24 protein-coding genes are annotated in these 23,016 nt (G+C 69.8%); 11 read left to right on the forward strand and 13 right to left on the reverse strand.

Annotated elements, in window-relative coordinates; genetic code table 11:
• Positions 1-3 precede the first annotated feature (3 nt).
• On the forward strand, positions 4-1,410 hold the full coding sequence (locus LY12_RS20825; RefSeq protein ID WP_253859085.1) for a rhamnulokinase: 1,407 nt from the start codon (positions 4-6) through the stop codon (positions 1,408-1,410).
• 8 nt (positions 1,411-1,418) lie between these two features.
• Here the strand turns inward: LY12_RS20825 and LY12_RS20830 are convergent, their stop codons facing one another.
• Positions 1,419-2,825 carry a sodium:solute symporter family protein gene (locus LY12_RS20830; protein WP_253859086.1) on the reverse strand — a complete coding sequence of 469 codons (1,407 nt, stop codon included), beginning with the start codon at positions 2,823-2,825 and terminating at the stop codon, positions 1,419-1,421.
• Positions 2,822-4,045 carry a metal-dependent hydrolase family protein gene (locus LY12_RS20835; RefSeq protein WP_253859087.1) on the reverse strand — a complete coding sequence of 408 codons (1,224 nt, stop codon included), beginning with the start codon at positions 4,043-4,045 and terminating at the stop codon, positions 2,822-2,824. The genes LY12_RS20830 and LY12_RS20835 overlap by 4 nt, the downstream gene beginning before the upstream one ends.
• Positions 4,046-4,170: 125 nt before the next feature.
• Between LY12_RS20835 and LY12_RS20840 the strand changes: the two genes are divergently transcribed.
• Entirely contained in the window at positions 4,171-5,136 is a 966-nt protein-coding gene (locus LY12_RS20840) for an Lrp/AsnC family transcriptional regulator (RefSeq protein ID WP_253859088.1), read from the forward strand.
• A 42-nt stretch (positions 5,137-5,178) separates the two neighbouring features.
• Here the strand turns inward: LY12_RS20840 and LY12_RS20845 are convergent, their stop codons facing one another.
• The 6 genes from LY12_RS20845 to LY12_RS20870 all read right to left on the reverse strand — a co-directional run bounded on the left by LY12_RS20845 (position 5,179) and on the right by LY12_RS20870 (position 10,391).
• The gene (locus LY12_RS20845) at positions 5,179-6,141 is read right to left on the reverse strand and encodes a PDR/VanB family oxidoreductase (protein ID WP_308292154.1); all 963 of its coding nucleotides are present in this window, start codon (positions 6,139-6,141) and stop codon (positions 5,179-5,181) included.
• Between the two features lie 28 nt (positions 6,142-6,169).
• On the reverse strand, positions 6,170-6,916 hold the full coding sequence (locus tag LY12_RS20850) for an SDR family NAD(P)-dependent oxidoreductase (RefSeq protein ID WP_253859089.1): 747 nt from the start codon (positions 6,914-6,916) through the stop codon (positions 6,170-6,172).
• Positions 6,913-7,443: an aromatic-ring-hydroxylating dioxygenase subunit beta gene (locus LY12_RS20855; RefSeq protein WP_253859090.1), complete on the reverse strand. Its 531-nt coding sequence runs from the start codon at positions 7,441-7,443 to the stop codon at positions 6,913-6,915. Before LY12_RS20855 ends, LY12_RS20850 begins: the two co-directional genes overlap by 4 nt.
• Complete coding sequence (locus LY12_RS20860; RefSeq protein ID WP_253859091.1) at positions 7,436-8,713, reverse strand: aromatic ring-hydroxylating oxygenase subunit alpha; 1,278 nt, start codon at positions 8,711-8,713, stop codon at positions 7,436-7,438. Before LY12_RS20860 ends, LY12_RS20855 begins: the two co-directional genes overlap by 8 nt.
• 18 nt (positions 8,714-8,731) lie before the next feature.
• Positions 8,732-9,112 (reverse strand): hypothetical protein, encoded by a 381-nt coding sequence (locus tag LY12_RS20865; protein WP_253859092.1) that lies wholly within the window; start codon positions 9,110-9,112, stop codon positions 8,732-8,734.
• A gap of 109 nt (positions 9,113-9,221) precedes the next feature.
• Positions 9,222-10,391: an acyl-CoA dehydrogenase family protein gene (locus LY12_RS20870; RefSeq protein ID WP_253859093.1), complete on the reverse strand. Its 1,170-nt coding sequence runs from the start codon at positions 10,389-10,391 to the stop codon at positions 9,222-9,224.
• Between the two features lie 128 nt (positions 10,392-10,519).
• Here LY12_RS20870 and LY12_RS20875 point away from each other — a divergent pair, with 128 nt between their 5' ends.
• The 4 genes from LY12_RS20875 (at position 10,520) to LY12_RS20890 (ending at position 14,241) form a co-directional block, all read left to right on the forward strand.
• Positions 10,520-12,028: a PAS domain-containing sensor histidine kinase gene (locus tag LY12_RS20875; protein ID WP_253859094.1), complete on the forward strand. Its 1,509-nt coding sequence runs from the start codon at positions 10,520-10,522 to the stop codon at positions 12,026-12,028.
• A gap of 118 nt (positions 12,029-12,146) precedes the next feature.
• Complete coding sequence (locus tag LY12_RS20880) at positions 12,147-12,674, forward strand: flavin reductase (protein WP_253859095.1); 528 nt, start codon at positions 12,147-12,149, stop codon at positions 12,672-12,674.
• A 23-nt stretch (positions 12,675-12,697) separates the two neighbouring features.
• Positions 12,698-12,976: a hypothetical protein gene (locus LY12_RS20885; RefSeq protein ID WP_253859096.1), complete on the forward strand. Its 279-nt coding sequence runs from the start codon at positions 12,698-12,700 to the stop codon at positions 12,974-12,976.
• Positions 12,973-14,241 carry an amidase gene (locus LY12_RS20890; protein ID WP_253859097.1) on the forward strand — a complete coding sequence of 423 codons (1,269 nt, stop codon included), beginning with the start codon at positions 12,973-12,975 and terminating at the stop codon, positions 14,239-14,241. The genes LY12_RS20885 and LY12_RS20890 overlap by 4 nt, the downstream gene beginning before the upstream one ends.
• 258 nt (positions 14,242-14,499) lie before the next feature.
• Here LY12_RS20890 and LY12_RS20895 read toward each other — a convergent pair whose 3' ends face one another.
• The 5 genes from LY12_RS20895 to LY12_RS20915 form a co-directional block, all read right to left on the reverse strand.
• Positions 14,500-15,129 (reverse strand): response regulator transcription factor, encoded by a 630-nt coding sequence (locus LY12_RS20895; protein ID WP_253859098.1) that lies wholly within the window; start codon positions 15,127-15,129, stop codon positions 14,500-14,502.
• Positions 15,130-15,174: 45 nt separating this feature from the next.
• Positions 15,175-15,732: a nuclear transport factor 2 family protein gene (locus LY12_RS20900; RefSeq protein WP_253859099.1), complete on the reverse strand. Its 558-nt coding sequence runs from the start codon at positions 15,730-15,732 to the stop codon at positions 15,175-15,177.
• A 44-nt stretch (positions 15,733-15,776) separates the two neighbouring features.
• Positions 15,777-17,324: a solute symporter family protein gene (locus tag LY12_RS20905; protein WP_253859100.1), complete on the reverse strand. Its 1,548-nt coding sequence runs from the start codon at positions 17,322-17,324 to the stop codon at positions 15,777-15,779.
• On the reverse strand, positions 17,321-17,635 hold the full coding sequence (locus tag LY12_RS20910) for a DUF485 domain-containing protein (protein WP_301302991.1): 315 nt from the start codon (positions 17,633-17,635) through the stop codon (positions 17,321-17,323). The genes LY12_RS20905 and LY12_RS20910 overlap by 4 nt, the downstream gene beginning before the upstream one ends.
• Positions 17,636-17,973: 338 nt before the next feature.
• Positions 17,974-18,738 carry an IclR family transcriptional regulator gene (locus LY12_RS20915; RefSeq protein ID WP_253859102.1) on the reverse strand — a complete coding sequence of 255 codons (765 nt, stop codon included), beginning with the start codon at positions 18,736-18,738 and terminating at the stop codon, positions 17,974-17,976.
• Between the two features lie 68 nt (positions 18,739-18,806).
• Here LY12_RS20915 and pcaH point away from each other — a divergent pair, with 68 nt between their 5' ends.
• The 5 genes from pcaH to LY12_RS20940 are packed head-to-tail and all read left to right on the forward strand — an operon-like array spanning position 18,807 to position 22,945.
• A complete protein-coding gene (gene pcaH, locus LY12_RS20920; RefSeq protein ID WP_253859103.1) occupies positions 18,807-19,556 on the forward strand; it encodes a protocatechuate 3,4-dioxygenase subunit beta in 750 nt (249 codons plus the stop codon).
• Positions 19,549-20,112 carry a protocatechuate 3,4-dioxygenase subunit alpha gene (gene pcaG, locus LY12_RS20925; RefSeq protein ID WP_253859104.1) on the forward strand — a complete coding sequence of 188 codons (564 nt, stop codon included), beginning with the start codon at positions 19,549-19,551 and terminating at the stop codon, positions 20,110-20,112. Before pcaH ends, pcaG begins: the two co-directional genes overlap by 8 nt.
• An 8-nt stretch (positions 20,113-20,120) precedes the next feature.
• Complete coding sequence (locus tag LY12_RS20930) at positions 20,121-21,296, forward strand: lyase family protein (protein ID WP_253859105.1); 1,176 nt, start codon at positions 20,121-20,123, stop codon at positions 21,294-21,296.
• A gap of 30 nt (positions 21,297-21,326) precedes the next feature.
• Complete coding sequence (gene pcaC / locus LY12_RS20935) at positions 21,327-21,758, forward strand: 4-carboxymuconolactone decarboxylase (RefSeq protein WP_253859106.1); 432 nt, start codon at positions 21,327-21,329, stop codon at positions 21,756-21,758.
• Positions 21,755-22,945 carry a 4-hydroxybenzoate 3-monooxygenase gene (locus LY12_RS20940; RefSeq protein ID WP_253859107.1) on the forward strand — a complete coding sequence of 397 codons (1,191 nt, stop codon included), beginning with the start codon at positions 21,755-21,757 and terminating at the stop codon, positions 22,943-22,945. Before pcaC ends, LY12_RS20940 begins: the two co-directional genes overlap by 4 nt.
• The last annotated feature ends 71 nt before the right edge of the window (positions 22,946-23,016 follow it).

Here is a 23,016-nt window from a genome sequence, read left to right on the forward strand (position 1 = left end):
CCGGTGAGCACTGCCCACGGGAGCGTCGCCGCGGTCGACCTGGGCGCGTCGGGCGGCCGCGTCATGCTCGGCCACGTCGGCGAACACGAGCTCCGGCTGGAGACCGTCGCCCGGTTCGAGAACGAGCCGGTGCGCACGCCCGACGGCCTGCACTGGAACATCCTCGAGCTGTACCGGCGGTTACGGGAGGGCGTGGCCGAGGCCGCGATCCGCGCGCCCGGTCTACTGAGCGTCGGCATCGACTCGTGGGCCGTCGACTACGGACTCCTGCGCGCGGGCACGCTGCTCGGCGTTCCGTACCACTACCGCGATTCCCGGACCGCCGACGGGGTCCGGGACGTCCACGCGGTCGCCGGGCCCGAGGAGCTGTACCGGCACAACGGGCTGCAGCACCTGCCGTTCAACACGCTGTTCCAGCTGGCCGCGGACCGGCGTACGGGGCTGCTCGACGTCGCGGACCGGGTGCTGCTGCTCCCGGATCTGCTGGCGTACTGGCTGACGGGTGTGCAGGTCGCCGAACGGACGAACGCGTCGACGACCGGGCTGCTCGACCCCGGCGGGGCGTGGAACCAGGCCCTGATGGAGCAGCTCGACCTCGACCGTTCACTGTTTCCGACCCTGGTCTCGCCAGGCGACACGATCGGCGAGACCGACGCACACGACGAGCACCGGATCCGCGTCACGGCGGCGGGTTCGCACGACACGGCGTCGGCGGTCGCGGCCGTGCCCGCAGCCGAGGAGTCGTTCGCCTACATCTCGTGCGGCACGTGGTCGCTGGTGGGTGTCGAGCTGGACGAACCGGTGCTCTCGGAGGAGTCGCGCGCGGCAGGGTTCACCAACGAGCTCGGTGTCGACGGCCGGATCCGGTACCTGCACAACGTCACGGGCCTGTGGTTGCTGAGCGAGTCCGTGGCGCACTGGCGCCGCAGCGACCCGACCGTCGAACTGTCCACGCTGCTCGCACAAGCGGCCGACGTGCCGCCGGGGCGCGTTCCGGTGTTCGACACCGACGACGAGCGCTTCCTGCCGCCCGGGGACATGCCCACGAGGATCGCGGCGTGGCTGTCCGAACGCGACCTGCCCGTCCCCGGAACCCGAGCCGAGTTCGTGCGGTGCATCCTGGAAAGCCTTGCCGATGCCTACGCCCGGACGATCACCACGGCGGAGAAGCTGACGGGCCGTTCCGTACCGGTCGTGCACGTGGTCGGCGGAGGGAGCCGCAACACCCTGCTGTGCCGGCTCACCGCCGAGCGCACGGGACGGCCCGTCATCGCGGGCCCGGTCGAGGCGACGGCGACGGGCAACGTCCTCGTGCAGGCGCGCGCCGCGGGCCTGATCCACGGAGGCCTCGACGAACTCCGCTCACTCGTCCGCCGCACCCAGAACCTAAAGACCCACCTGCCGTCGTGAGCGGCCGGTCACGTGGGGACCGACTGCTGCGGGGCCGGCGTGCGGGGTGTGGTCAGCAGGCTTCCTGCGACGAGGGCCAGCACGGCCAGTGGCAGCGCGACGAGCACGCTGTTCCAGTCGAACGGCTTGTCCAGGCCGAACTCCCACCCGACGGTCGCCACGATTCCCGTGACCATCGACGCGATGCAGCCGGCCGCAGTCGCCCGCCGCCACAGGAACGTCGCGAGCAGGGACGGCGTCACCACGGCGCCGTACATCGTGTACGCGAACACCTGGATCTCCAGCACGCCGGGGAAGAACTCACCGATCACGAACGCGGCCACGCCGAGCGCGACGATCGTCATCCTGGTCAGCAGCAGCTCCCTGCGGGAACCCCGTTCCTTCCGCGACAACGATCCGTAGATGTCCCGCACCAGATTGCCCGCGGACGAGAGCAGGTACGAGTTGGCGGTCGTGATGATGAACGCCGTCGCGGCCATGAGCATGATCGCCCCGAGCGCCACCGGCAACGAATCGGTCGACAGCCGCAGCACCGCCGTGTCCGGCTGGATCGCGGGAAGCAGCACCGCGGCACCCGAGGAGATGATGATGACCGCTCCGTAGAACAGCAGGTCCCCCGCCAGGAACCCGACGGTCGAGCGTTTCGCCACCTCCGGGCTCTGCGCGGCACTGAACCGCTGGTACATGTTCTGGTCGCCCAGGATCAGCAACAACGTCGGCAGTACGTACCCCAGCATCTGGATGGGGGTCAGTCCGCCGCTCCAGGTCATGTGGTCCTCGGGGAGCCGCTCGGCCAGTCCGCCGAAGCCGCCGAGCGTCACGAGCACGAAGACGAACGCACCGATCAGCCCGATGGTGATGAGCAGCGCGCTCAGCGCGTCGGTGTAGGCCACGGATATCAAGCCACCGCTGAACGCGAGGAACACGACCACGGCGAGTCCCACGATCTTCGCGACGCCCTCGGGAAAGCCCGTCGTGAGGTGCAGGATGTAGCCGAGGCCGCGCACCTGTTCGGACACGATCGCGCTGTAGGCGATCACGATCGCCACGGCGGTCACGATGCGGACGGACGGTCCGTAGCGTTGCTGCATCAACTCGGGGACCGTGTACTTGCCGTGCTCGCGGACGCGCTTGGCGAGGAACAGGTACATGATCAGAATGCCGAGCGGCGCACCGATGCTGTAGAAGATGCTCGCGAGCGGCCCGTAGGTGTAGGAGAACGACGCCCGGCCCATGATCGTGCCCGCGCCGGTCCACGTGGCCAGCAGCGTGCCCATCAGCACGAGCCTGCCGAGCCGCTGTCCGGCCAGCATGAAGTCGTGGTTGTTCCTGACCTTCCTCGCCGCCCAGACGCCGATGCCCACCATCGCGGCGACGTAGGCGCAGATCGAACCGAGGATCACCGCGTCCCTCATGATTCGCTCCTGACCAGGTGTGCACCCTGCACGACGGTGCGGATGTTCGCGGGCTCGGCGAGCACCGTCACGTCGGCGAGCGGGTCGTCGTCGAGCACGATCAGGTCGGCGTACGCACCCGGTGCGAGTGTTCCCAGCTCACCACGCATGCCGACGAGTGCCGCCGCGTTCGTCGTCGCCGCCCGGACGACGTCGATCGGGCGCTGCACCTGCGACCTGATGCGGAACTCCTCGTTCTGCCTCCGCTGCATCCCGCCGAGCAGGTCCGAGCCGTAGGCCAGTCGCACACCCGCGCGCGAGGCCGTCTCCAGTGCGCCGACGCCGTTGTCGAGCACCTCGCCGACCTTCTCCCAACTCGCCTGCGGCAGCCCGTGGTCCCGGCCCTCCTCGCGCAGCGCGAAGTAGGTGACGAGCGTGGGAACGAGGAACGCGTCGCGTTCGAGCAACAGTTCCACCGTGCGGTCGTCGAGGAGGTTGCCGTGTTCGACGCAGTGGACACCGGCTTCGAGCGCGCGGTTGATCGCCTGCGGCGGGTAGGCGTGCACCGTGACGTAGCGACCGGCGGCCTCGGTCTCCTCGACGGCGGCGCGCAGTTCGTCCATCGAGTACTGCGTCGAACCGATCCGGTCGCCCAGCGACGACACCCCACCCGAGGCGTGCAGCTTCAGATGGTGCGCACCACGCCGCAGCTCCTCCCGGACGGCCTTGCGCACCTCGTCCGCACCGTCGACGACCCGGCCGGTTCCCGAACAGCACGGGTGCCCGTCGACATGGTTCTGTTCGATGGTCCGCTTGTCACCGTGCCCGCCCGTCTGGCTCAGGGCCTTGCCACCGTAGAACAGCCGTGGCCCGCGCACGAGTCCCTGTTCCCGCGCCCGTGCCAGGCCGAAGTCCGCGCCGCCGGTGTCGCGGACGCTCGTGAAGCCGCGGTCGAGCATCGCACCCATGTTGCGCACGGCCCCGGCCGCGACGTAGGTCGGCGGCGCGTCGGCGACCACGGTGAGATCGGCGCTGAACGCGAGGACGTGCACGTGACAGTCGATCAGCCCCGGCAGCACGTACCGGCCGTGGACGTCGAGCACCGGGATGTCGGACGCGGGCCGAATGCGGTCGTCGACCTCGACCACCCGGCCGTTCTCGCACCGTAGGTCGGCTCGCCGGTACTCGCCCTGCTCGGGGTCGAGGACCTGGGCATCGCGGACGAGGAGTGTTGCGGTCATCGGACGAACCTCCGATCAACAGAACAATATGACCGCATACCTTCAACCGGTGGAGTGAATCTGTCAATACGAACATTTGCATGACTCTGATCGTTCACATCAGGCACTCGTGCTAGAAACAGGGCATGTTGACGGAGACGCTCGAGCCCGACGATCTCGACCTCGTCGCGGCGCTGCAGCTGGCGCCGCGGGTGAGCCTGCAGGTGCTCGCGACGACGCTCGGGATCTCGACGGGCACCGTCAGCAGGCGGTTGACGAGACTCCGGGAGCGGCACGCACTCCGCGTCGTCGGCCAGATCCCCTGGTGGGTCGACGGAGCCACCCCGCATCACGTGTGGATCTCCACGGCACCCGGCCGCGCACGCGACGTCGCCACGGCGGTCGCGGACCTGCCCGAGGCGCAGTTCGTCGCATCGACCACCGGCCGCGCCGACGTCTACTGCATCCTGCACCCGCGCCGGCGTGAGGACGCGGCGGAACTGCTGGCCACGACGCTGCCGTCGATAGCCGGGATCGTCACGACGCACTCGGAACTCGGCCTGCACCGATACGTCTCGGGATCGACCTGGCGCCTGCACCGGCTGACGCCGGAACAGGAACGGACCCTCACCGCGCACCGCCACGGCGCACCGCCGGAGAGTCCCGTGCCGATGGACGACGACGAACGCGCCGTCGCCGCGGTACTGCACCGCAACGGCAGAGCCAGCGCCGCCGAGATCGCCCGCGAGGCAGGCAAGAGCGCCTCCACCGCGTACCGCACGACCCAATCGGTGCTCGACCGCGGCCTCGTGCAACCACGCGTCGAGATCGAACCGGCACTCCTGGGCTATCCGCTCGAAGCCGTCGTCTCCCTGGCCACGTCACCGGCGTCGATGCGCGGCATCGCCACGGCCCTGGCCGACCACGAGTCGGCGCGCTACGTGACCACCGTGGCGGGCACCTCGTCGGTCATCCACCACGGGTTGTTCCACCACGAGGACGATCTCGCGACGTTCCTGTCCGACGACCTCGGCAGGCACCCCGGCATCACCGCGTTCGAGGTGTCGACCGTCCTGTCGGTGCTGACCCGCTACTGGTCCCCGCGGCAGTAACGCAGGGCACGAGGCTCCCCTCGACCGTGAGCGCGGCGCCGGTCAGTAGAGCTCGATGACGAGCTTGTCGGTGAGCGCGCGGGAGACACACAGCGCCATCTGGTCGCCCGCCGATCTGTCGGCCGCCGACAGGCACCGGTCCCGGTGATCCGGTGTGCCCTCGAGCACGCCGGACACGCACGACCCGCAGATCCCTTCCTCGCAGGACTTGAACACCTCGATGCCGTTCTCGCCGAGCACGCCGAGGATCGATCGTCCCTCCGGGATCTCGAACGTCTCCCCCGTGTCCAGTTCCACCGTGAAGGCGTTCCCCTCGCCGGATCCGGCCTCCGCGGCGACGAAGTGTTCGATGTGGACCCGCTGGTCGCCCACGACCGGAGCGAAGGCCGTGACCACCTCGGCCATGAATCCCTCCGGCCCGCAGGTGTAGACGTGACTGTCCGGGGTCAGTTCCGGCGCCAGGTCCGCCAGCACCGCGGGAAACTTGTCGCGGGGCGTGCCGAATCGCAGGTGGACCCTGTCCCGGAACTCGGCGCGGCTCTCCAGCTGGCCGGCGAACGCGGCCTCCTCGCGGGACCGGGCGAAGTAGTGGAGTTCGAACTCCGCCTCCCGCTCGGCGAGTTCGTGCGCCATGCCGAGCAGCGGCGTCACGCCGATGCCGCCCGCGACGAGCAGGTGCCGGTCGGCGTCAGGGGCGAGCGTCAACAGGTTCCGCGGCTGCCCGACCTCCAGCGCATCGCCTGCCGACACGGTGTGCAGCGCCTGCGAGCCACCGCGCGAGTCCGGCTCCCGTTTGACGGCGATGTGCAGCGACGACCGGTCGCTCGGGCTGCCACACAGCGAGTACTGCCGGGTCAGTCCCGTCGGGCCGACGACGTCGACGTGCGCACCCGCCTCGTACGGCGGGAACTGCGCACCGTCGGTCCTGGTCAACCGCAGGCTGCGGATGTCGGCCGTTTCGTCGACCACCTCGGCCACACGTACGGGGATCCTGTGCATCGCCATCCTCACTTCCGTTCCCACCCGCCGGGCATCAGCGCAGGTACAGGCCACCGTTGACGTCCCAGCACGCCCCGGTGACCGAGGCCGCACCCGGCGACGCGAGCAGAGCCACCGTGTCGCCGACGAACGCCGGATCCCCGAGCCGACCCACCGGGATCGTCGATGCGAACGATTCGAGGTTCTCCTCACCGACGATCTGCCGCACCATCGGGCTGTCCTGCGGGCCGGGTGACACCGCGTTGACGGTCACGCCGCGAGGGGCGAGCTCGCGGGCGAAGACCTTCGTCGCCGACAGGACGGCGCCCTTGGAGGACGCGTAGTGGCCGCCGGTGGCCGTTCCGCCGTTCTGCCCGGCCAGCGACGCCATGTTGACGATGCGGCCGTATCCCTGTTCGGCGAAGTGCGCCCCGAAGATCTGGCACGCCTGGAACGTTCCCGAGAGGTTGACCGCCAGGACGTCGTCGAGTTCCTCCGTGGTGATCTCCAGCAGCGGTGTCGCCCGCGTGCGCGCCGCGTTGTTGACGAGCACGTGCGCGCCGCCGAAGTCCGCGAGCACCCGCGACAGCAGGTCTTCCAGCGCTGCCCGGTCCCGGACGTCCACGCCGTAGCCCCTCGCCGTGTTCCCCGCACCGTCGAGCTGTCCCGCCACGGCGTCGGCTGCGTAGCCGTCGAGGTCGGCGATCGCCACGCCGTAGCCGTGCTCGTGCAGCCGGCGCGCGATCGCCTCGCCGAGTCCGCTCCCTCCGCCGGTCACCACCGCGGTCCGTGCCGCGCTCACAGCAGGAATCCCGCCGCCGGCACGGCGTCCTCGCTGTCGACCAACCGGACGACCTTCCGTGCGATCCGGTCACCTGCGGGCCCGTCGGCGGACAGCCGAACCCGGTGCGTCAGGTCCGCGGCCCAGATGTCGTGCCGCCTGCGCTTGTAGGCGATCAGCACCTGCGCCGAGCGCAGCACCACCTCGGTGCCGGAGACCGAATCCGGCACGAATCGCGACACCGTACGCACCGTGCGGGCCGCATCGACGGCGGCGATGGCGTATCCCTCGGTCATCCTTCCCACGCGCAACTCCCGCATGCGGGCGTCGTCGTAGACCATGTTGAGCGTGTTCTCGAAATCGTCGGTGTCCGGATCGATCGGCACCACGTAGAGCCCGTCACCGGTGAACAGCTCGTTCCACCGGACGTAGTCGGCACGGTCGAGCAGCTCCGCCTCCCGCCACACGAGGTCGATCGCCCTGGCGACCATCGGGTCGGTCGTGCTCACGGGTTCGGCCACGGCCGCCGCCGCGGTGGCTTCAGTCATCGCGCATCATCCGCTTCCACTGGTTGTACGCCGCGCGCATGCCGGTCTCATCGGTCACGTGCGACGTCGGCCATCCCTCTGCACTCGTCTTCTCCCGCGCACTGCCGCGGTTGACCAGGATCGGCATCGCGGGCTCGGCCCGCGCACCACGCTGCACGCGGTCCCAGCCCTCGGCGTCGTCCGGCGTGCCGAACCCGAACGGCCCCTGGAAGTGCTCGTGGATCCGCAGCCGCTCCCGGTTCAACGGGTCCAGTTCGGACGGACCGTCGGGCCCGATGGCGATGTGCTCGATCACCGTCTCGTCGACCGCGACCGGCCGCAGCACCCGGAAGAACGCCGACGACATCGCCACGTTCGGGAACAGGTTGAGGTTGAAACCGGTGCCGTGCATCGCCCGCAGCAACCGGCGCACTTCCGCATCGGAGAAGGACTTCGCCAGCTCCGCGGCCAGCTCGTCGAACCTGCCCTGCAACGGCTCACTGCCGTCGTCGACGTCGAGATCGGCGTGTCCGGGCACCATCTGCATGACGCTGTGGCCGTGTCCCAGATCGTGCGTGATCGCCTCGGGGTCGGTCATGAACGACATCATGTCCGCGGTCTCGGCGTCCACCGACGCCATCCACGACCGGTGCACGATCGGAAAGTGGTAACCGTCGGTCGTGTTCTCGAGCTGGATCTTCCAGTTCCCCTTGAACCGGAACTGGTGCTTGCCGAGCACCTTGATCGGATATCCGCCGCCCTGCTTCATGAACCGGTCGATCCAGAGCTTCGCGTCACCGAGGAAGTCGGCGAGGGGCTCGACGTCCTCGTCGAGGGTCGCGAAGACCATGCCGCCGTAGCTCTCGGTGCGCAGCTTCCGCAGGGACAGCTCACGTTTCTCGACGACGCCTTCGTAACCGTCGGGGTACGGAATCCCGCGCAGCGTGCCGTCGAGGCCGTACGACCACGCGTGGTACGGGCAGGTGAACCCGTTCGCGCGGCCCTGTGGTTTCTCGCAGACGCTCGCCCCGCGGTGGCGGCACCGGTTGAGCATCGTGTGCAGATTGTTCTTGCGATCTCGGGTCACGATCACCGGCTGCCTGCCGACATGCGTCGACTTGAAGCTCCCCGGCGTCGCCAGCTCGCTCTCGTGGGCGACCCAGACCCACGTGCTTTCGAAGATGGCCGTCATCTCGCGTTCGAAGATGTCGGGATCGGTGTAGAGCCGACCGGCCACGTGGTCCCCCGCGACCAGGTCCGCGGGTGCGGTGTCATCGCTGTACTGGTTCATCCGGCTTCTCCGTGGGTGTCATTCGGGGAGCGTGACGTCGTCACGGACCGTGAGCCCGCGGCCCATCCGCGCCTCGACCTTGGCGAACCGCCATAGTTTCGCGTCGCCGTCGCCGACGGGAGTCGTGCGGAACAGGTTGCAGGCGGCCTTGACGGTGTCCTGGGAGTCGACGTCGGCCAGGATGTAACAGGTCCACGGCCAGCCGTCCGACGGACCGACGAGGTGCGAGTCGTCGTCCATGTCGCCGATGAAGTCGACGCCCGGCAGCTCCTTGATGCCGTCCATCATGGACACGAAGGCCTTCCAGACGTCGCCGGGCGTGAGCCCGTCTGCGGGAAGGTCGAAGAAGTTCTGGTTGATTCCGATGCAGAAGAGCACGCGAAGTGGTTGCGCGGTCACGCCGGGCCTCCTTGTGGTCGCGGGTCACGGTGTCGCGGGGTTCTCGGTGTCGCAGGGTTCTCGGTGTCGCGGGGTTCTCGGTGTCACCGACGGGTATCGGCGGCACCCGTCACTGAAATCCGGGTGTCGTGGGGTCCAGCCCCATCAGGACCGCCCCGGCGGAGTCGTACATGGCGGGCCCGAGGAAGGCGTGCTGCTTGGGGACGAGCGCGTCCCCGAGCAGTCGCTGCAACGGGTGGCCCCGGTTGATCGGTGCCGTTCCGGAGATCTCCACGAGATCGCCGACGACGTCGGAGGCGGTCTTCGCCAGGTGCGCCGAGGCCAGCCGCAGGTGCGCGTTCTGCTCGTCGGTGGCGGGATCGCCCGCCACGACCGTTTCCCACACCTCGTGACTGAGGTCGTAGAACCACGCCCTGGCCGAGCGCAGCGCCGCCTCGGCCGAGGCGACCCGGGTCCGGTAGTGTGGCCGGTCGGCGAGTTTCGGGGCGCCGGTCACGCCGGCGTAGCCGCCGCCGACCTGTTCGGCGTGATCGAGCGCGGCACGTGCGACCCCGGAGCCCACGACCGCGAGCACCTGCGCCGCGTACGCGATGACCGGATAACGGTACAACGGTTCGTCCACAGTGGCCTCGCCGCCGCGGATGAAGGTCCACTCGCGCGGGACCTCGGTGTCGCGGACGACCAGATCGAACGAGCCGGTGCCCCGCATCCCGACGACGTCCCATTCCTGCACGATCTCGACCTGATCGGGGCTGAGCAGTGCCGTGCGCGGCTTGCCCCCGGTCGAGGCGTCGCCGGGGATACCCACCCCGAGGATGTCGGCGCCCATGCAGCCGCTGGCGAACTTCCACCGGCCGTCGACGCGGAATCCGCGGTCGGTGACCTCGGCGGGCTGCACCGGGAACAGACCGCCGGCGAACGTGACGTCGGGGCCGCCGCGGTAGAGCTCGGCCTGCGTTTCGAGCGGCAGTGCGGCGAGATAGATCAGGGCGGAACCGAAGCTGGCGACCCATCCGGTGGATCCGTCCACGACGGAGATCCGCTCGATCCGGTCAAGAAACTCGGCGGGCGGCAACGGCTCTCCGCCGAACTTCGCGGGTGTGGACGCGCGATAGATTCCGATCCGTTTCAGGCGCTCGACGAAATCCTTCGGCACGTATCGTTGCTCGTCGAACTCGGTTCTCCGGTCCTCGAGCTCCGCCAGCACGTCGTCGAAGGTGACGGCGTCGTCGCCGCGCTTCCGCGTTTCCACGGATTCGCGTACCCGCGTCTGCACCATTGCTCCTCCTCGTTCGACCGACTTCGACGCTACGAAGCGGCGACAGGACGCGGTATTGGGTATTGCCGATGCCGGACTAGGGGATTTCTTCAGCCCGCCCCCGGCGGCCGGCGTTCTACCCTGACGGAATGCACGTCGATCCCCAGGCACCCGAGATCGCCGCCGGCGACTTCGTCGCGATGATGCGAGCCACGAAGTTGTGCGTCCTGATCCACGATGCGGACACCAAGAACATCCTGTGGGCGAATCCGGCCGCGTGCGAGATGCTCGGCTGGAGCGTCACCGAGTTGCGCCCGCTCAAGGCCAACCACATGAGCAGCTCGGCCCAGCAGTACGACCGGGTGATCGGCAGGGCGTGGCTGCAGGAGGCGGTCGACAAGGGCGCCAGCAGGATCGAATGGCACTACCGCTCCAGGAACGGCCGTGTGATCCCGACGGACGCGGTCGCGGTCCGGGTGGAACTGGAACGGGGCACCGCCGTCATGGTGCAGTTCCGCGACATCGAGCGGGAACAGCAGATCGAGCGGGAACTGCGGCTGACGACGTCCTACATCGATGCGCTGGCCCGGCACACGTCGACGATCGCGCTGATGCTCGACTCGGCCGGCACGCTGCGATTCGCGACGGACACCGCGGTGGCGCGCATCGGGGCGGCACCGAACGAGCCGTTGGGCCCGCTGGCGGAGTACGGCAGGCTGTGGCTGGAGGGCAGCCCGGTCACGTGGGACGGTGCCCTCGCGCGGGCGAACCCCTCCACCGCGATCCAGCTGGAGATCCCACAGGACGACGGGACATCGGTATGGCTGGAGGGCAGCCTCGAATCCGTACAGGACGCCGGGGACCACGCGCTGTTGATGATCCTGCACGACGTCTCCGACCGGATCCAGGGCGAGGTGCGCCGCGAACGCGAGCTCCACAGGGAGAACTATCTGGCGCGGTACAACGCGATGGGCGACATGGCGATGGCGATCGCGCACGAACTGGGGCAGCCGCTGGCGGCCGCAGGGAACTTTCTCGCGGGTGTCCGTGCCCGTGGCCAGTCGCTGGCCGAGAAGGGCGAGATCCCGGCCGCGGCCGCCTCGCAGCTATCGTTCGGTGTCGAGCGTGCGGCAGGGCAGATCGAACGTGCCAGCACGATCGTCGACGCCGTGCGCGAGTTCGTCGGCCACCTGGAACAGGTGGACCAGGTCGTGGACCTGGGCGATGTGCTCGACCAGTGCCTCCACTTCGTTCGGCTCCGCGCGGTGCCCGCCGGGGTGACAGTCACGGTGCACCGCCATCCCGAACCGGTGATGGTGCGCTGCGAACGGGTCCTGACGGGGCAGGTGCTGCTCAACTTCTGTGTCAACGCGATCGACGAGATGGCCTCGTGCGAGCAGCAGCGGCGACAGCTCACGATCACCACCCGCCTCGACGACGGGTTCGGTGTTCTCACGGTGGACGACAGGGGCCGCGGGCTGGCACACGATCCGTTCGAGGAGTCCTTCACGTCGAAGGCACACGGCAGCGGCATCGGCCTGGCGCTCAGCTACCGCGTCATCACCCGGCAGCACGGCCGGATCTGGGCCGAGCCGCGGGACGAGGGTGGGTCGCGGTTCGGTTTCGCGCTGCCGCTCGCGACCGACGACGCGGCGTAGGGGAAACCCTCAACGGGGCCGGTGGAAGTCTCGATATCGGCGCCCCGGCCGTCGTCGTAACGTCGCAGCAGGAACCAGACAACGACGCCCGGACCACGCGCTCGTCGCAGGAGGAATCGTGTCAGAGCTGTCCAATGCCCAGCGTGAGTTCCGCTCCGCGATGGCCAAGCTGCCCGCGGCCGTCAACGTGATCACCACGGACGGCGCGCTCGGCCCCGCCGGGATGACGGTCAGCGCGACCTGCTCGGTGACCGATGCGCCTCCCACGATGCTGGTGTGCGTGAACCGGTCGAGCCGCTCGCACGACATCTTCACGGCCAACGGCCGGGTCGCCGTGAACGTGCTCGGCGCGGATCAGGACGAACTCGCGCTCCACTTCGCCGGCGCGACGAAGGTTCCGACCGCCGAACGGTTCGCCGAAGGGGCCTGGGACTTCGGCACGCACGGCGTCCCCGTGCTGCAGGACGCACTGGTCGCGGTCGTCGGCCGGATCGTGGCCGACCGCACGCTCGGGTCCCATTCGGTGCTGTTCGTCGAGATCGACGCCGTCCACACGAAGGAAGACACCGGAGCACTGGTCTACTTCCAACGCCGGTTCCACAGTCTTGCCACACCGTCGCCCGAGCGCGTAGGCACTGGCGTGTGAGCACTCATGCGAAGGAGGGTCTCGTGACCGAGCGGGACGACGAGGACATCCGGATGACGTTGACCTGTTACAACGACACGCACGGATACGGCTGGCGGCATGTCGATCTTTTCGAGCACGACCGTGCCGGCCGGGAACGGAGCTGGGTTCACTGGCAGGTTCCCGAGGACGGGCCCGAGGCGGCCGACGCCGTGACGGCCGCGGTCGAGCCGCTGCTGCGGCGGACCTCTGATTGGCGGCACGGGGTGAGCGCCAGCGGCATGGACTTCTGGGTCGCCGACGCGGCATGGGACCGGCAGTGACCGGCCCGGCGGCACCCCGCGGTCCGTGGTCGCTGCGCGAGCTGCACCGCGAGCTCCGCGACGGGCGGACGAGCCCTGCCGACGCACTCGCCCGCTCGCGCGCGGCCGTCTCCGGCACCGAGTCCGAGGTGCAGGCCTGGGTGACGCGCGAACCGGAACCCGAGCCGCACACCACCGGCCCGTTGGGCGGTGTTCCGCTCGGGGTGAAGGACATCATCGACGTGGCGGGCTTCCCGACGAAATGCGGCACGTCGCTCCGTCAGGACGCCGCACCCGCCGACACCGACGCCGCGGTCGTCACGGCATGGCGACGAGCGGGTGCGATTCCGGCCGGCAAGACCGTCACGACGGAGTTCGCCTACTTCTCGCCCGGTCCCACCCGCAACCCGCGGGCGCCTGGCCGCACCCCGGGCGGCTCGTCGAGCGGATCCGCCGCAGCCGTCGCCTCGGGTCACGTCCCCCTGGCGCTGGGCACCCAGACCGCGGGGTCGGTGACCCGGCCCGCGTCGTTCTGCGGCGTGGCTTCGCTGGTCATGACGCACGGCCGCGTTCCCATGGACGGCACCGCCGGGTTGAGCCCGAGCCTCGACAGCCACGGTGTGTACGCCGCGGGTGTCACCGATCTCGCGCTGGCCTGGTCCGCGTTCACCGGCGACGCCGACCCCTGCGAGACGGCGCCGCGTCCGCCACGGCTGCTGTTGTGGACGGCGAAGCCCCTCGGCGTCGTCGAGGACGGGATGCGCGAGGCGATCGACGATGCGGCGCGGCGGCTCGCGGACGAGGGTGCCGTGGTCGACGAGTTCCCGGAGGAGGAGCTCGTCGCCGATGCGGTCGCGGCCCACAAGGTCGTGATGGCGTACGAGGCCGCCCGTGAACGCGCCGCGGAACTGGCGGTGGTTTCCCGCATCAGCGAGCAGCTCGCAACGCTGCTGCGGTCCGGGGAGGCGACCTCACGCACCGAGTACGACGCCGCACGCGAACGACTCGCAGAGATCGGCGCCGCGCTGGCCCGCCTGTCGGCGTCCTACGACGCCGTCGTGGGTCCCGCCGCGCCCGGCCCGGCGCCGATGGGCCTGTCCGCCACGGGCGATCCCGTCCTCAGCAGGCCGTGGCAGGCGCTCGGCTTGCCCGTGGTCACCGTGCCGGGGGTCGCCGACGCCGCCGGCCTGCCGCTCGGCGTTCAGCTCGTCGGACGGGAACGGGACGAGCACGCGCTGCTCGCCGCGGGCTGCTGGGTCGAACGCGCCCTCCGCAACGGCGTGTGACAACGGTTGCGGCGGTTCCGCAGGAGCCGCCCGCGCGTATGAGGGAGACACGGCGATGCGGCGGTGACGTCACCGCCGCATCGCCGTGGTCACCTCGGTCACGGCCGCTCCGCCGCTGGGAAACACCGCTCCCCCGCAGGAAACACAGCTCCCCGCAGGAAACACAGCTCCGCCGGGGAGACACAGCCCGAAGACCGCCGCCTGCGTCGGATCGCTGGAGTGCCGCTTTGGGACCGTCGCTGCCGGACCGGACGAGGTTCAGACCGAGACGCGGTGCAGCAGGATGTCCCGCACCAGCGTGCCGAGCGTCTCGCACTCGGTCTTGGACTTGATGCGGGCCCGGTGGACGTCGACCGTCTTCACGCTCATGCCCAGCTGCTTGGCGATGAGCTGACTGGACAGGCCCTCGATGACCAGCCGGAGCACCTCGCGTTCGCGGTGGGTGAGCGTGTCGATCCGCCGGGTGATGTCCCGGCGGCCCACCTGCTCGGCGAACCGTTCCCTGGCCTCGATCAGATGTTTCTGGACGACCTCGAGCATCCGCTGCGTCTGGTAGGGCTTCTCGAGGAAGTCGACCGCTCCCTGTTTCAGCGCCCGCACCGACATGGGGATGTCGCCGTGCGCCGAACAGAAGATCACCGGTGCCGGGTAGTCGGCGTCGAGCAGCCGCTCCTGCAGTTGGAACCCGCTGATCTCCGGCATGCGGATGTCGACGATGACGACCGCGGGCTCGTCGGCGTCGAACTCGTCGAGGAACGAGGTCGCGTCCGGGTAGCTCAGCGCCTGGATCCCCACGCTCTCGAACAGGAAGACCAGCGACTGGCGCAGGTCCTCGTCGTCGTCCACGATGTGCACGACCGGATCCGGGGACGGTTCGGTCGACGTCATCGGGTTGTCCTTCCAGGGGTCGTGGCGGGCCGGCTCCGGAGTCTCCTACGGTTTCATGAGCACCGAGGCCGCAGGGTAGTCACTCGCCCAGTTCTCGCCCAGTGGAGCGACGAACACGTTCTCGGTGCGGGTCCTGCTGATCCTCCACGATCCACCTTCTTTCCGGAAGGAGTTGTTCAGGCGGCTCGAGCGCAGCAAGCCCGTTCCGTCGGAGAAGAGCCACGGCTGCATGTGGATCCACTGGCCGGTCGCGGTGTCACCGTCGACCCGGATCTGTTCGGACGTCAGGTAGTGGGCGTTCAGCACGAGCGCCGGAGTGCGGTCGGCGGCCCAGAACCGTTCGAAGTGTGCGCGGATCGCGGCGGCGCCTTCGGCCCTGCCGAACTGGTTGTCGTAGTACTCGCCCACACCTTCCCACACCGCGTCGTCCGTGTAGAGCTCCATGACGAGGTCGATGCGGTGCTGATCGCCGCGGACCCCGAACTCGGGATTGGGGGTGTCGCAGAGGAACATGTAGCGCGCCTGCAGTCGGCGGATCTCGCCTTCCGCCTCCAGCGCCTCGATCCGTGAGACGAGCGCGTCGATCGTCGTGTCATCGCTCATCGGTCGTGTCTCTCCTTCATCGCTGGGCGGTACGGTCGGTCCGGTCATCGCGTGCCCACGGCCTGTCCCTCGTCCTCGACGCCGCGCCCGGTGACCGCTTTCGTCCGGAGCATGCGGAACACGGCCCGGTCACGTTCCGCGGCAGCGCCGCGGGCCGGGGCCGCCAACGCCACGGCGATCGACACGAGCAGGCTCAGCGGCACCGTCACGAGTGCGGGGTTGCTGAAGCCCACGACCGCGGACGAGCCGAGTACGGCAGGGCTCAGCAGGATGATTCCCATCGAGCTCACGAGTCCCACTGCCATGCCCCACAGCACGGCCCGCGCGGTCATCCGCCGCCAGTAGATCGTCAGCAGCAGGGCGGGCAGGTTGGCGCTGGCGGCGACGGCGAACGCGAGCGAGGCGAGGAAGGCGACGTTCTGGTCCACGGCGGCCAGTGCCAGCAGCACACCGACCGTGCAGGTCGCCAGTGTGGCGATCCGTGCGGACACCAGTTGCGCCCGCGGCCCGACCGAGCCGCGTTTGATGACCTGGGCGTACAGGTCGTGGGCGATGGCACCGGATGCGGCGATGACGAGTCCGGACAGCACCGCGAGGATCGTCACGAACGCGACCGCGGACACGAGCGCGAGCAGCGCCCCTCCCCCGACGGTCTCGGCCAGCTGCGCGACCGCGAGGTTGCCCGCGGGGTTCTGGGCCGTGATCGCGTCCCGCCCCACGATCAGCGACGCGCCGTAGCCGATCACCGGGATCATCAGATAGAACGCGGTGAACACCCAGATCGCGGTGATGGCCGACGAGCGTGCTGCACGAGCGTCGGGGACGGTGAAGAAGCGGATCATGACGTGCGGCAGGCCCAGCACGCCGAGCACCAGACCGAACACCTGGGACAGCTGGTCGAATCCGGCCAGCCCCGACTCCCTGCCGGGTGCGACGGCCTCCTCGCCGAACGTCTCGAACGCGGCCTGGAAAACGCCCAACGGGTTGCCGCCGTAGCGGACGAGCACCAGCACGAACAGGGTGACCGCGCAGGCCAGCATCAGCGTGGTCTTCACGATCTGGATCCAGCTCGTGGCCAGCATGCCGCCGAGCATGGTGTAAACGGTCGTCAGGCCGCCGATCACCAGTACGGCCACGGTGTAGTCGATCCCGAACAGGAGCCGTACGAGCAGCGCCGCGCCGACGAACTGCGCCACGAGGTAGAGAGTGCTGATGATCAGCGTGCTGCCCGCCATGACGGCCCGCACGCTGCGCCCGTCGAACCGGGTGGCCAGCACGTCCGCGAGGGTGAACCGGCCGAGGTTGCGCAGTGGTTCGGCCACCAGCAGCAGCGCGAGCACGTACGCGACGGGCACGAACACCGCGAGATAGAAGCCGCTGAAGCCGGACAGGGCGATCGCACCGGTCACGCCGAGGAACGACGCAGCGGACACGTAGTCACCGGCGATGGCCAGGCCGTTCTGTTTGCCGGTGAGCTGACCGTCGGCGACGAAGTGGTCCGCGGCCGACGTGCCCCGCCGCGCCGCGACGTAGGTGATGACCAGCGTGAGCCCCACCAGGACGCTGAAGATGATCGCGGAGTAGATGTTCATGACCGCTCCTTCCAGGCCTGCTCCGACGCCCGGTCGAGCTCACGGGCACGCACGGAGTACCGGGCCGCGGCGAAGAGTGCGACGGGGAACTGGACGAACGCGTAGATCCACGCCCACGTGAGGCCACTACCGACCACGCCGTCCAGCACATCCGTGAACTGCCCGAGAATGGGCAGCGGGAAGAAGAACAAACACGTCAGTGCGGAAAGCTTTCCCACGAGCCGGGTCCGTTTCCGAACCAGGTCGTCGAAAACGTTTCGTTCCGTTTCGGCCGGCTCGGCTCCTGGCACGCCGGGATCGTCGTGCGGCATATCCGCGCCCCTTCTGTAAGCGGTCGAGGGCCACCGCCGTCGACCGGTACTGCGAAGCCTGGCAACATGAACCACCAGCTCGTCATTGAGCCCTCACGGACGCAGCCGGTTCGGGTACTCGCAGAGGCTACGAACCCGCTTTCCACCTCGACAATGAGCGTTTCTCCCCTTCGGGATCGGAGAAATCCCGCCCACCGCTAAAGAAATCCCCGATACCGCCGCACGGAATCGTGTGCTGGCCGGGGTCCTATGCCGTCAGGCTCAAGCGGCCGTTCGCGATTCCGTGAGGCTGCGTGGTTCGGTGAGGGCCGTGCGGCTCCGGAGCGCTGCCGAACCGCTCACGGCAGGCTACGGCCGATGCCGCGGGCCGCGACCTGCAGCGCGGCCAGCAGCCGGGTGCGTTCTCGTTTGAGGGTGGGCACGACGATGCCCAGCGCGGCGACGACCTCCTGCTCGCCTCCCGACGTGGCCCGCGTGATCGGCACGGCGATGGAGCAGGCACCGAGGGTCATCTCGTCCTCGGTCGTCGCGTAGCCCTCGCGCCGGACCGCGGCCAGCTGCCTGCCCAGCCGTTCCGGATGCGTGATCGTGTGCACGGTCGGGCGGCGCAGCACCGCGGCCAGGTAGTCCTCGCGCAGCTGCGCGGGTGCGTGCGCGAGCAGCACCTTCCCGACTCCGGTGGCGTGCAGCGGAAGCCGGGAGCCCGCACGGCTGACGACCGGGACCGAGGCCCGTCCCGACAGCCGGTCGAGGTAGAGCACCTCGGTCCCGTCGCGGACGGCGAGGTGGACGGTCGCGCGGGTCGCCGCGTGAATGTCACTGAGGAACGGCGAGGCGACCTGTTGGAGTTCGGTCTGCTCGGGGGCGAGCATCCCCACGTCCCACAGTCGCCGCCCGATCGCGTAGCGGCCCTCCGCGTCCCTCGTGAGGGCCTCCCCGGCGACGAGTTCGCGCAGCAGCCGGTGCACGGTCGGCACGGGCAGGTCCGCGCGCCGCGCCAGGTCGGTGACGCCGAGTCGGCGATGCCCGTTGTCGAACGCGTACAGCACGGCCAGCACCCGGGACACGACGGTCGCCCCCGGGGACGAGACATTGCCGGACATGTCGCCGCCTTTCACTGAGTGAAAGCCCACTCTAGCCCCGGTCGTCCTCACGGCGCACGATGTGGCCCATGACGCCCGCAACGCAGCGGTCCATCTCCGACGAGATCGCACAGCTCCACGCCGCGGCACAGCCCGGTGAGACCCGCACCCGCCTCGACTTCGCCCCGTACCGCAGCTCCGTGCTGCGCCACCCCACGAAAGCGCCCCTGACCGTCGACCCCGAAGAGGTCGAACTGGCGGCACCCGTCTTCGGGCAGTCCGATGTGGACCCGACCGAGGCGGATCTGACCCTGCACCCGCAGGGCGAACCGATCGGGGAACGGATGGTCGTGACCGGGCGAGTACTCGACGCCGACGGCCGCCCCGTGCGGGGCCAGCTGGTCGAGATCTGGCAGGCCAACGCCGCCGGCCGCTACGTGCACAAGGGCGACCAGCACCCCGCTCCCCTCGACCCGCACTTCCACGGCGCGGGCCGGTGCCTGACCGACGGCGAGGGCCGCTACCGGTTCACGACGATCAAGCCGGGCCCCTACCCGTGGCGCAACCACGACAACGCCTGGCGCCCCGCCCACATCCATTTCTCGCTGTTCGGCCACGAGTTCACGCAACGCCTCGTCACGCAGATGTACTTCCCCGGCGACCCGTTGTTCCCGCTCGACCCGATCTTCCAGTCGATCACCGACGAACAGGCACGGCAACGCCTGATCGCGACCTACGACCACGACGTCACCACCCACGAGTGGGCCACCGGGTACAGCTGGGACATCGTGCTGACCGGCTCGCACGCCACCCCGATGGAGGAGGACACCGATGCGTGAGCACGGACGGAGCGCTCCGACCCCCGGCCAGACCGTCGGCCCGTTCTTCCACTACGCCCTGCCCTACGACGACGGCCCTCGGCTCGCACCCGCGGGTGCGCCGGACACGATCCGGCTGCACGGCACCGTCTACGACGGCGCGGGCGCCCCGGTGCCCGACGCCCTCCTGGAGGTCCGGCAGGCCGACACGTCCGGCCGGGTGCCCGCCACCGAGGGGTCGCTGCGCCGCGACGGCCGGTTCACCGGGTGGGGCCGGGCCGCCACCGACCGGGCGGGCCGGTACGCCTTCACCACCGTGGAACCGGCACCGGTCCGTGACGGCGCGGCCGCGTACTTCGCGGTGACCGTGTTCGCACGCGGCCTGCTGGATCGAGTGTTCACCCGCATCTACGTGCCCGGCCGGGGTCTCGAGGACGATCCGCTGCTCGGCGCGCTGCCCGCCGATCGGCGCGGCACACTGATCGCCATGCGTGATTCCGACGGCGCTCTGCACCATGACATCCGTCTCCAGGGCGAGGGCGAGACGGTGTTCCTGGCGTTCCCCGGCCACGAATGATGAGTGGCATGCTCGAACCCGGCGCGCACCGGGCCGTCGACCTGATCGACGACACCGCGGTGGCCGAAGCCCTGCGCACGGTCGAGATCGCCTGGCTGCGCGCGCTCGCCGCGACGGGCGCGATGCCGGCCGCCGATGCCGGCCGCGCGGCCGAGGCACTCTCACGGGCACGCCTCGACGTCGGCGATCTCGGGCGGCAGGCCGAGGACGCGGGCAATCCGGTGGTCCCGCTCGTCGCCGCGTTGCGGGAAGCCGTTGCCGACGAGCGCCTCGCGGTACGCGTGCACCGCGGGCTGACCAGCCAGGACACGCTGGACACCGCGCTCGTGCTGCTGACCAGGGACGTCTTCGACCGGGTCGGTGCGGATCTCGGCACCACCGCGGACCACCTCGCGGCGCTCGCCGAACGGCACCGGGACGCCGTCATGGCGGGCCGCACGCTCACGCAGCACGCCGTCCCGGTGACCTTCGGGCTGACGGCGGCCCAGTGGCTCGCCGGCGTCCTCGACGCCAGGGATGCCGTCCTCGACCGCAGAGACCGCCTCCCGGTGCAGTGCGGCGGCGCCGCGGGCACGCTCTCCCTCGTGGCCGATCTCGCACCCGACCCCGTGGCGACGGCACGTGCCTTCGCTGCCGAACTCACGCTCCGCTGGCCGGGACTGCCGTGGCACACCCGCCGCCGCCCGGTGACCGATGCCGGCGACGCGCTCGTCGGCGTGTGCGACGCGCTCGGCGTTCTCGCCACCGACGTCACCGTGCTCGGCAGGCCCGAGATCGCCGAGGTCCGCGAAGGCCCTGCCGGCGGACGAGGCGGCTCGTCGACAATGCCGCACAAGCGGAATCCGGTGCTGTCGGTCCTGGTCCGCGGTGCGGCACTGCAGGCGCCGCAGCTCGGCGCGCAGCTGCACCTCGCCGCCGCCCAGGCCGTCGACCAACGTCCCGACGGGGCCTGGCACGCCGAGTGGCCCGCGCTCCGCCGCCTCCTCGAACTCACGATCACCGCCGCGTCGCAGGCGGCCGAGCTGACCGCGGGACTCGAGGTCGACACCACCGCGATGCGCGCCCGCGCCGACCACGCCGCCGACGGGCTGCTCGCCGAGCGGGGCACCACCGGTGACCCGGCCGATTATCTCGGCGCGGCGGGACGGTTCGTCGACACCGTCCTCGACCGCCATCACAGCTGACGCCCCACCGACCCACGACGGGAGAGATCGATGCCCGACCCGTACGACGACGGCATGCGCGTGCGCCGCGAAGTGCTCGGCGAGGCGCACGTCGACCGTGCCGAGGCACGCAAGACCACCTTCACCGAGGACTTCCAGGAGTTCATCACCCGCTACGCGTGGGGCAGCGTGTGGACCCGGCCCGGCCTCGACCGGCGCATGCGCAGCGTCGCGGTGCTCACCGCGACGCTGGCCCACGGCCACTGGGACGAGTTCGCCATGCACGTGCGCGCTGCCCTCACGAACGGCCTGACCGTCGACGAGATCCGCGAGGTGATCCTGCAGAGCGCCGTCTACTGTGGAGTTCCGGTCGCCAACCACGGATTCGCCGTGGCACAGCGGGTTCTGGAGGACCAGCACGTTCCCGAGGAAGGACCGGTTCCCGGCGAGGACGGCGACGACGAACGGACCGGCGGCGCATGAGCGCGCGCGAGGTCACCACGACGAGCGTGGGGATCGTCGGCGGCGGTCCGGCGGGGCTGATGCTCTCCCACCTCCTCGCACGACGCGGGATCGACTCGGTCGTCGTGGACCACCGCAGCCGCGACGAGATCGAACAGACCGTGCGCGCGGGGATTCTGGAGGCCGACAGTGTACGGCTGCTCAGCGAGACCGGGGTGTCCGAACGGGTCCTGTCGGAGGGCGATCGGCACGGGGGCACGTATCTCGCCTTCGGCGGGGAATTGCACCACATCGACTTCCAGGAACTAGCCGGCGCGTCGGTGTGGCTGTATCCGCAGACCGAGGTGTTCGTCGACCTCGCCGATGCCCGCGCGGCCGCCGGTGCGGACGTGCGATTCGGCGTCGGCGACACGTCGGTGCACGACGTCACCGGCGAACGGCCGTCGATCCGATTCACCGACGCCGACGGCAGCGCTCACGAGATCCGGTGCCGGTACCTGGTCGGCGCGGACGGCTCACACAGCCTGTGCCGCCACGCGATTCCGCCCTCCGAGATCCGGCAGTACCGCAAGGAGTACCCCTTCGCGTGGTTCGGCATCCTGTGCGAGGCGCCGAAGAGCGCGCCGGAACTGATCTACAACCACTCCGACCGCGGGTTCGCGCTGATCAGCCAACGGACCGAGACCACGCAGCGGATGTACTTCCAGTGCGATCCCGACGAGGACGTCGACGCCTGGTCGGACGATCGGATCTGGTCCGAGCTGCAGGCCCGCGTGGGAGCCAACGGGCACGAACTCACGGAGGGCCCGATCACCGGAAAATCGGTGCTGCGGTTCCGGAGCAACGTCGTGGAGCCCATGCGCTACGGGAACATGGTACTGGCGGGCGATGCCGCGCACACCGTTCCGCCGACGGGTGCGAAGGGTCTCAACCTGGCACTCGCCGATGTCCGAGTCCTCGCCGAGACCCTCGAACGGGCACTGACCGACCGCGACGACGACGCGCTGGACGAGTATTCTCGGCGCGCACTGGACAGGGTCTGGCGCTCGCAGCACTTCTCGTACTGGATGACCTCGATGCTGCACCGGCCACTCGCGGCCGACGAGTTCGATCTCCGCCGCCAGGTCGCGGAGCTGCACTCCGTGGTGCGGTCCACGGCAGGGAAGACCTACCTCGCGGAGGCCTACACGGGCTGGCCCTCCGGATGACCCCGCCGCCCGGTTCGCGCATTCGGACTTGAGCTCGGCGCCCCGTGCTGACAGGCTTCCGTCATCATGGC

Source organism: Prauserella alba, from assembly GCF_024171735.1.
Lineage (GTDB): Bacteria > Actinomycetota > Actinomycetes > Mycobacteriales > Pseudonocardiaceae > Prauserella > Prauserella alba.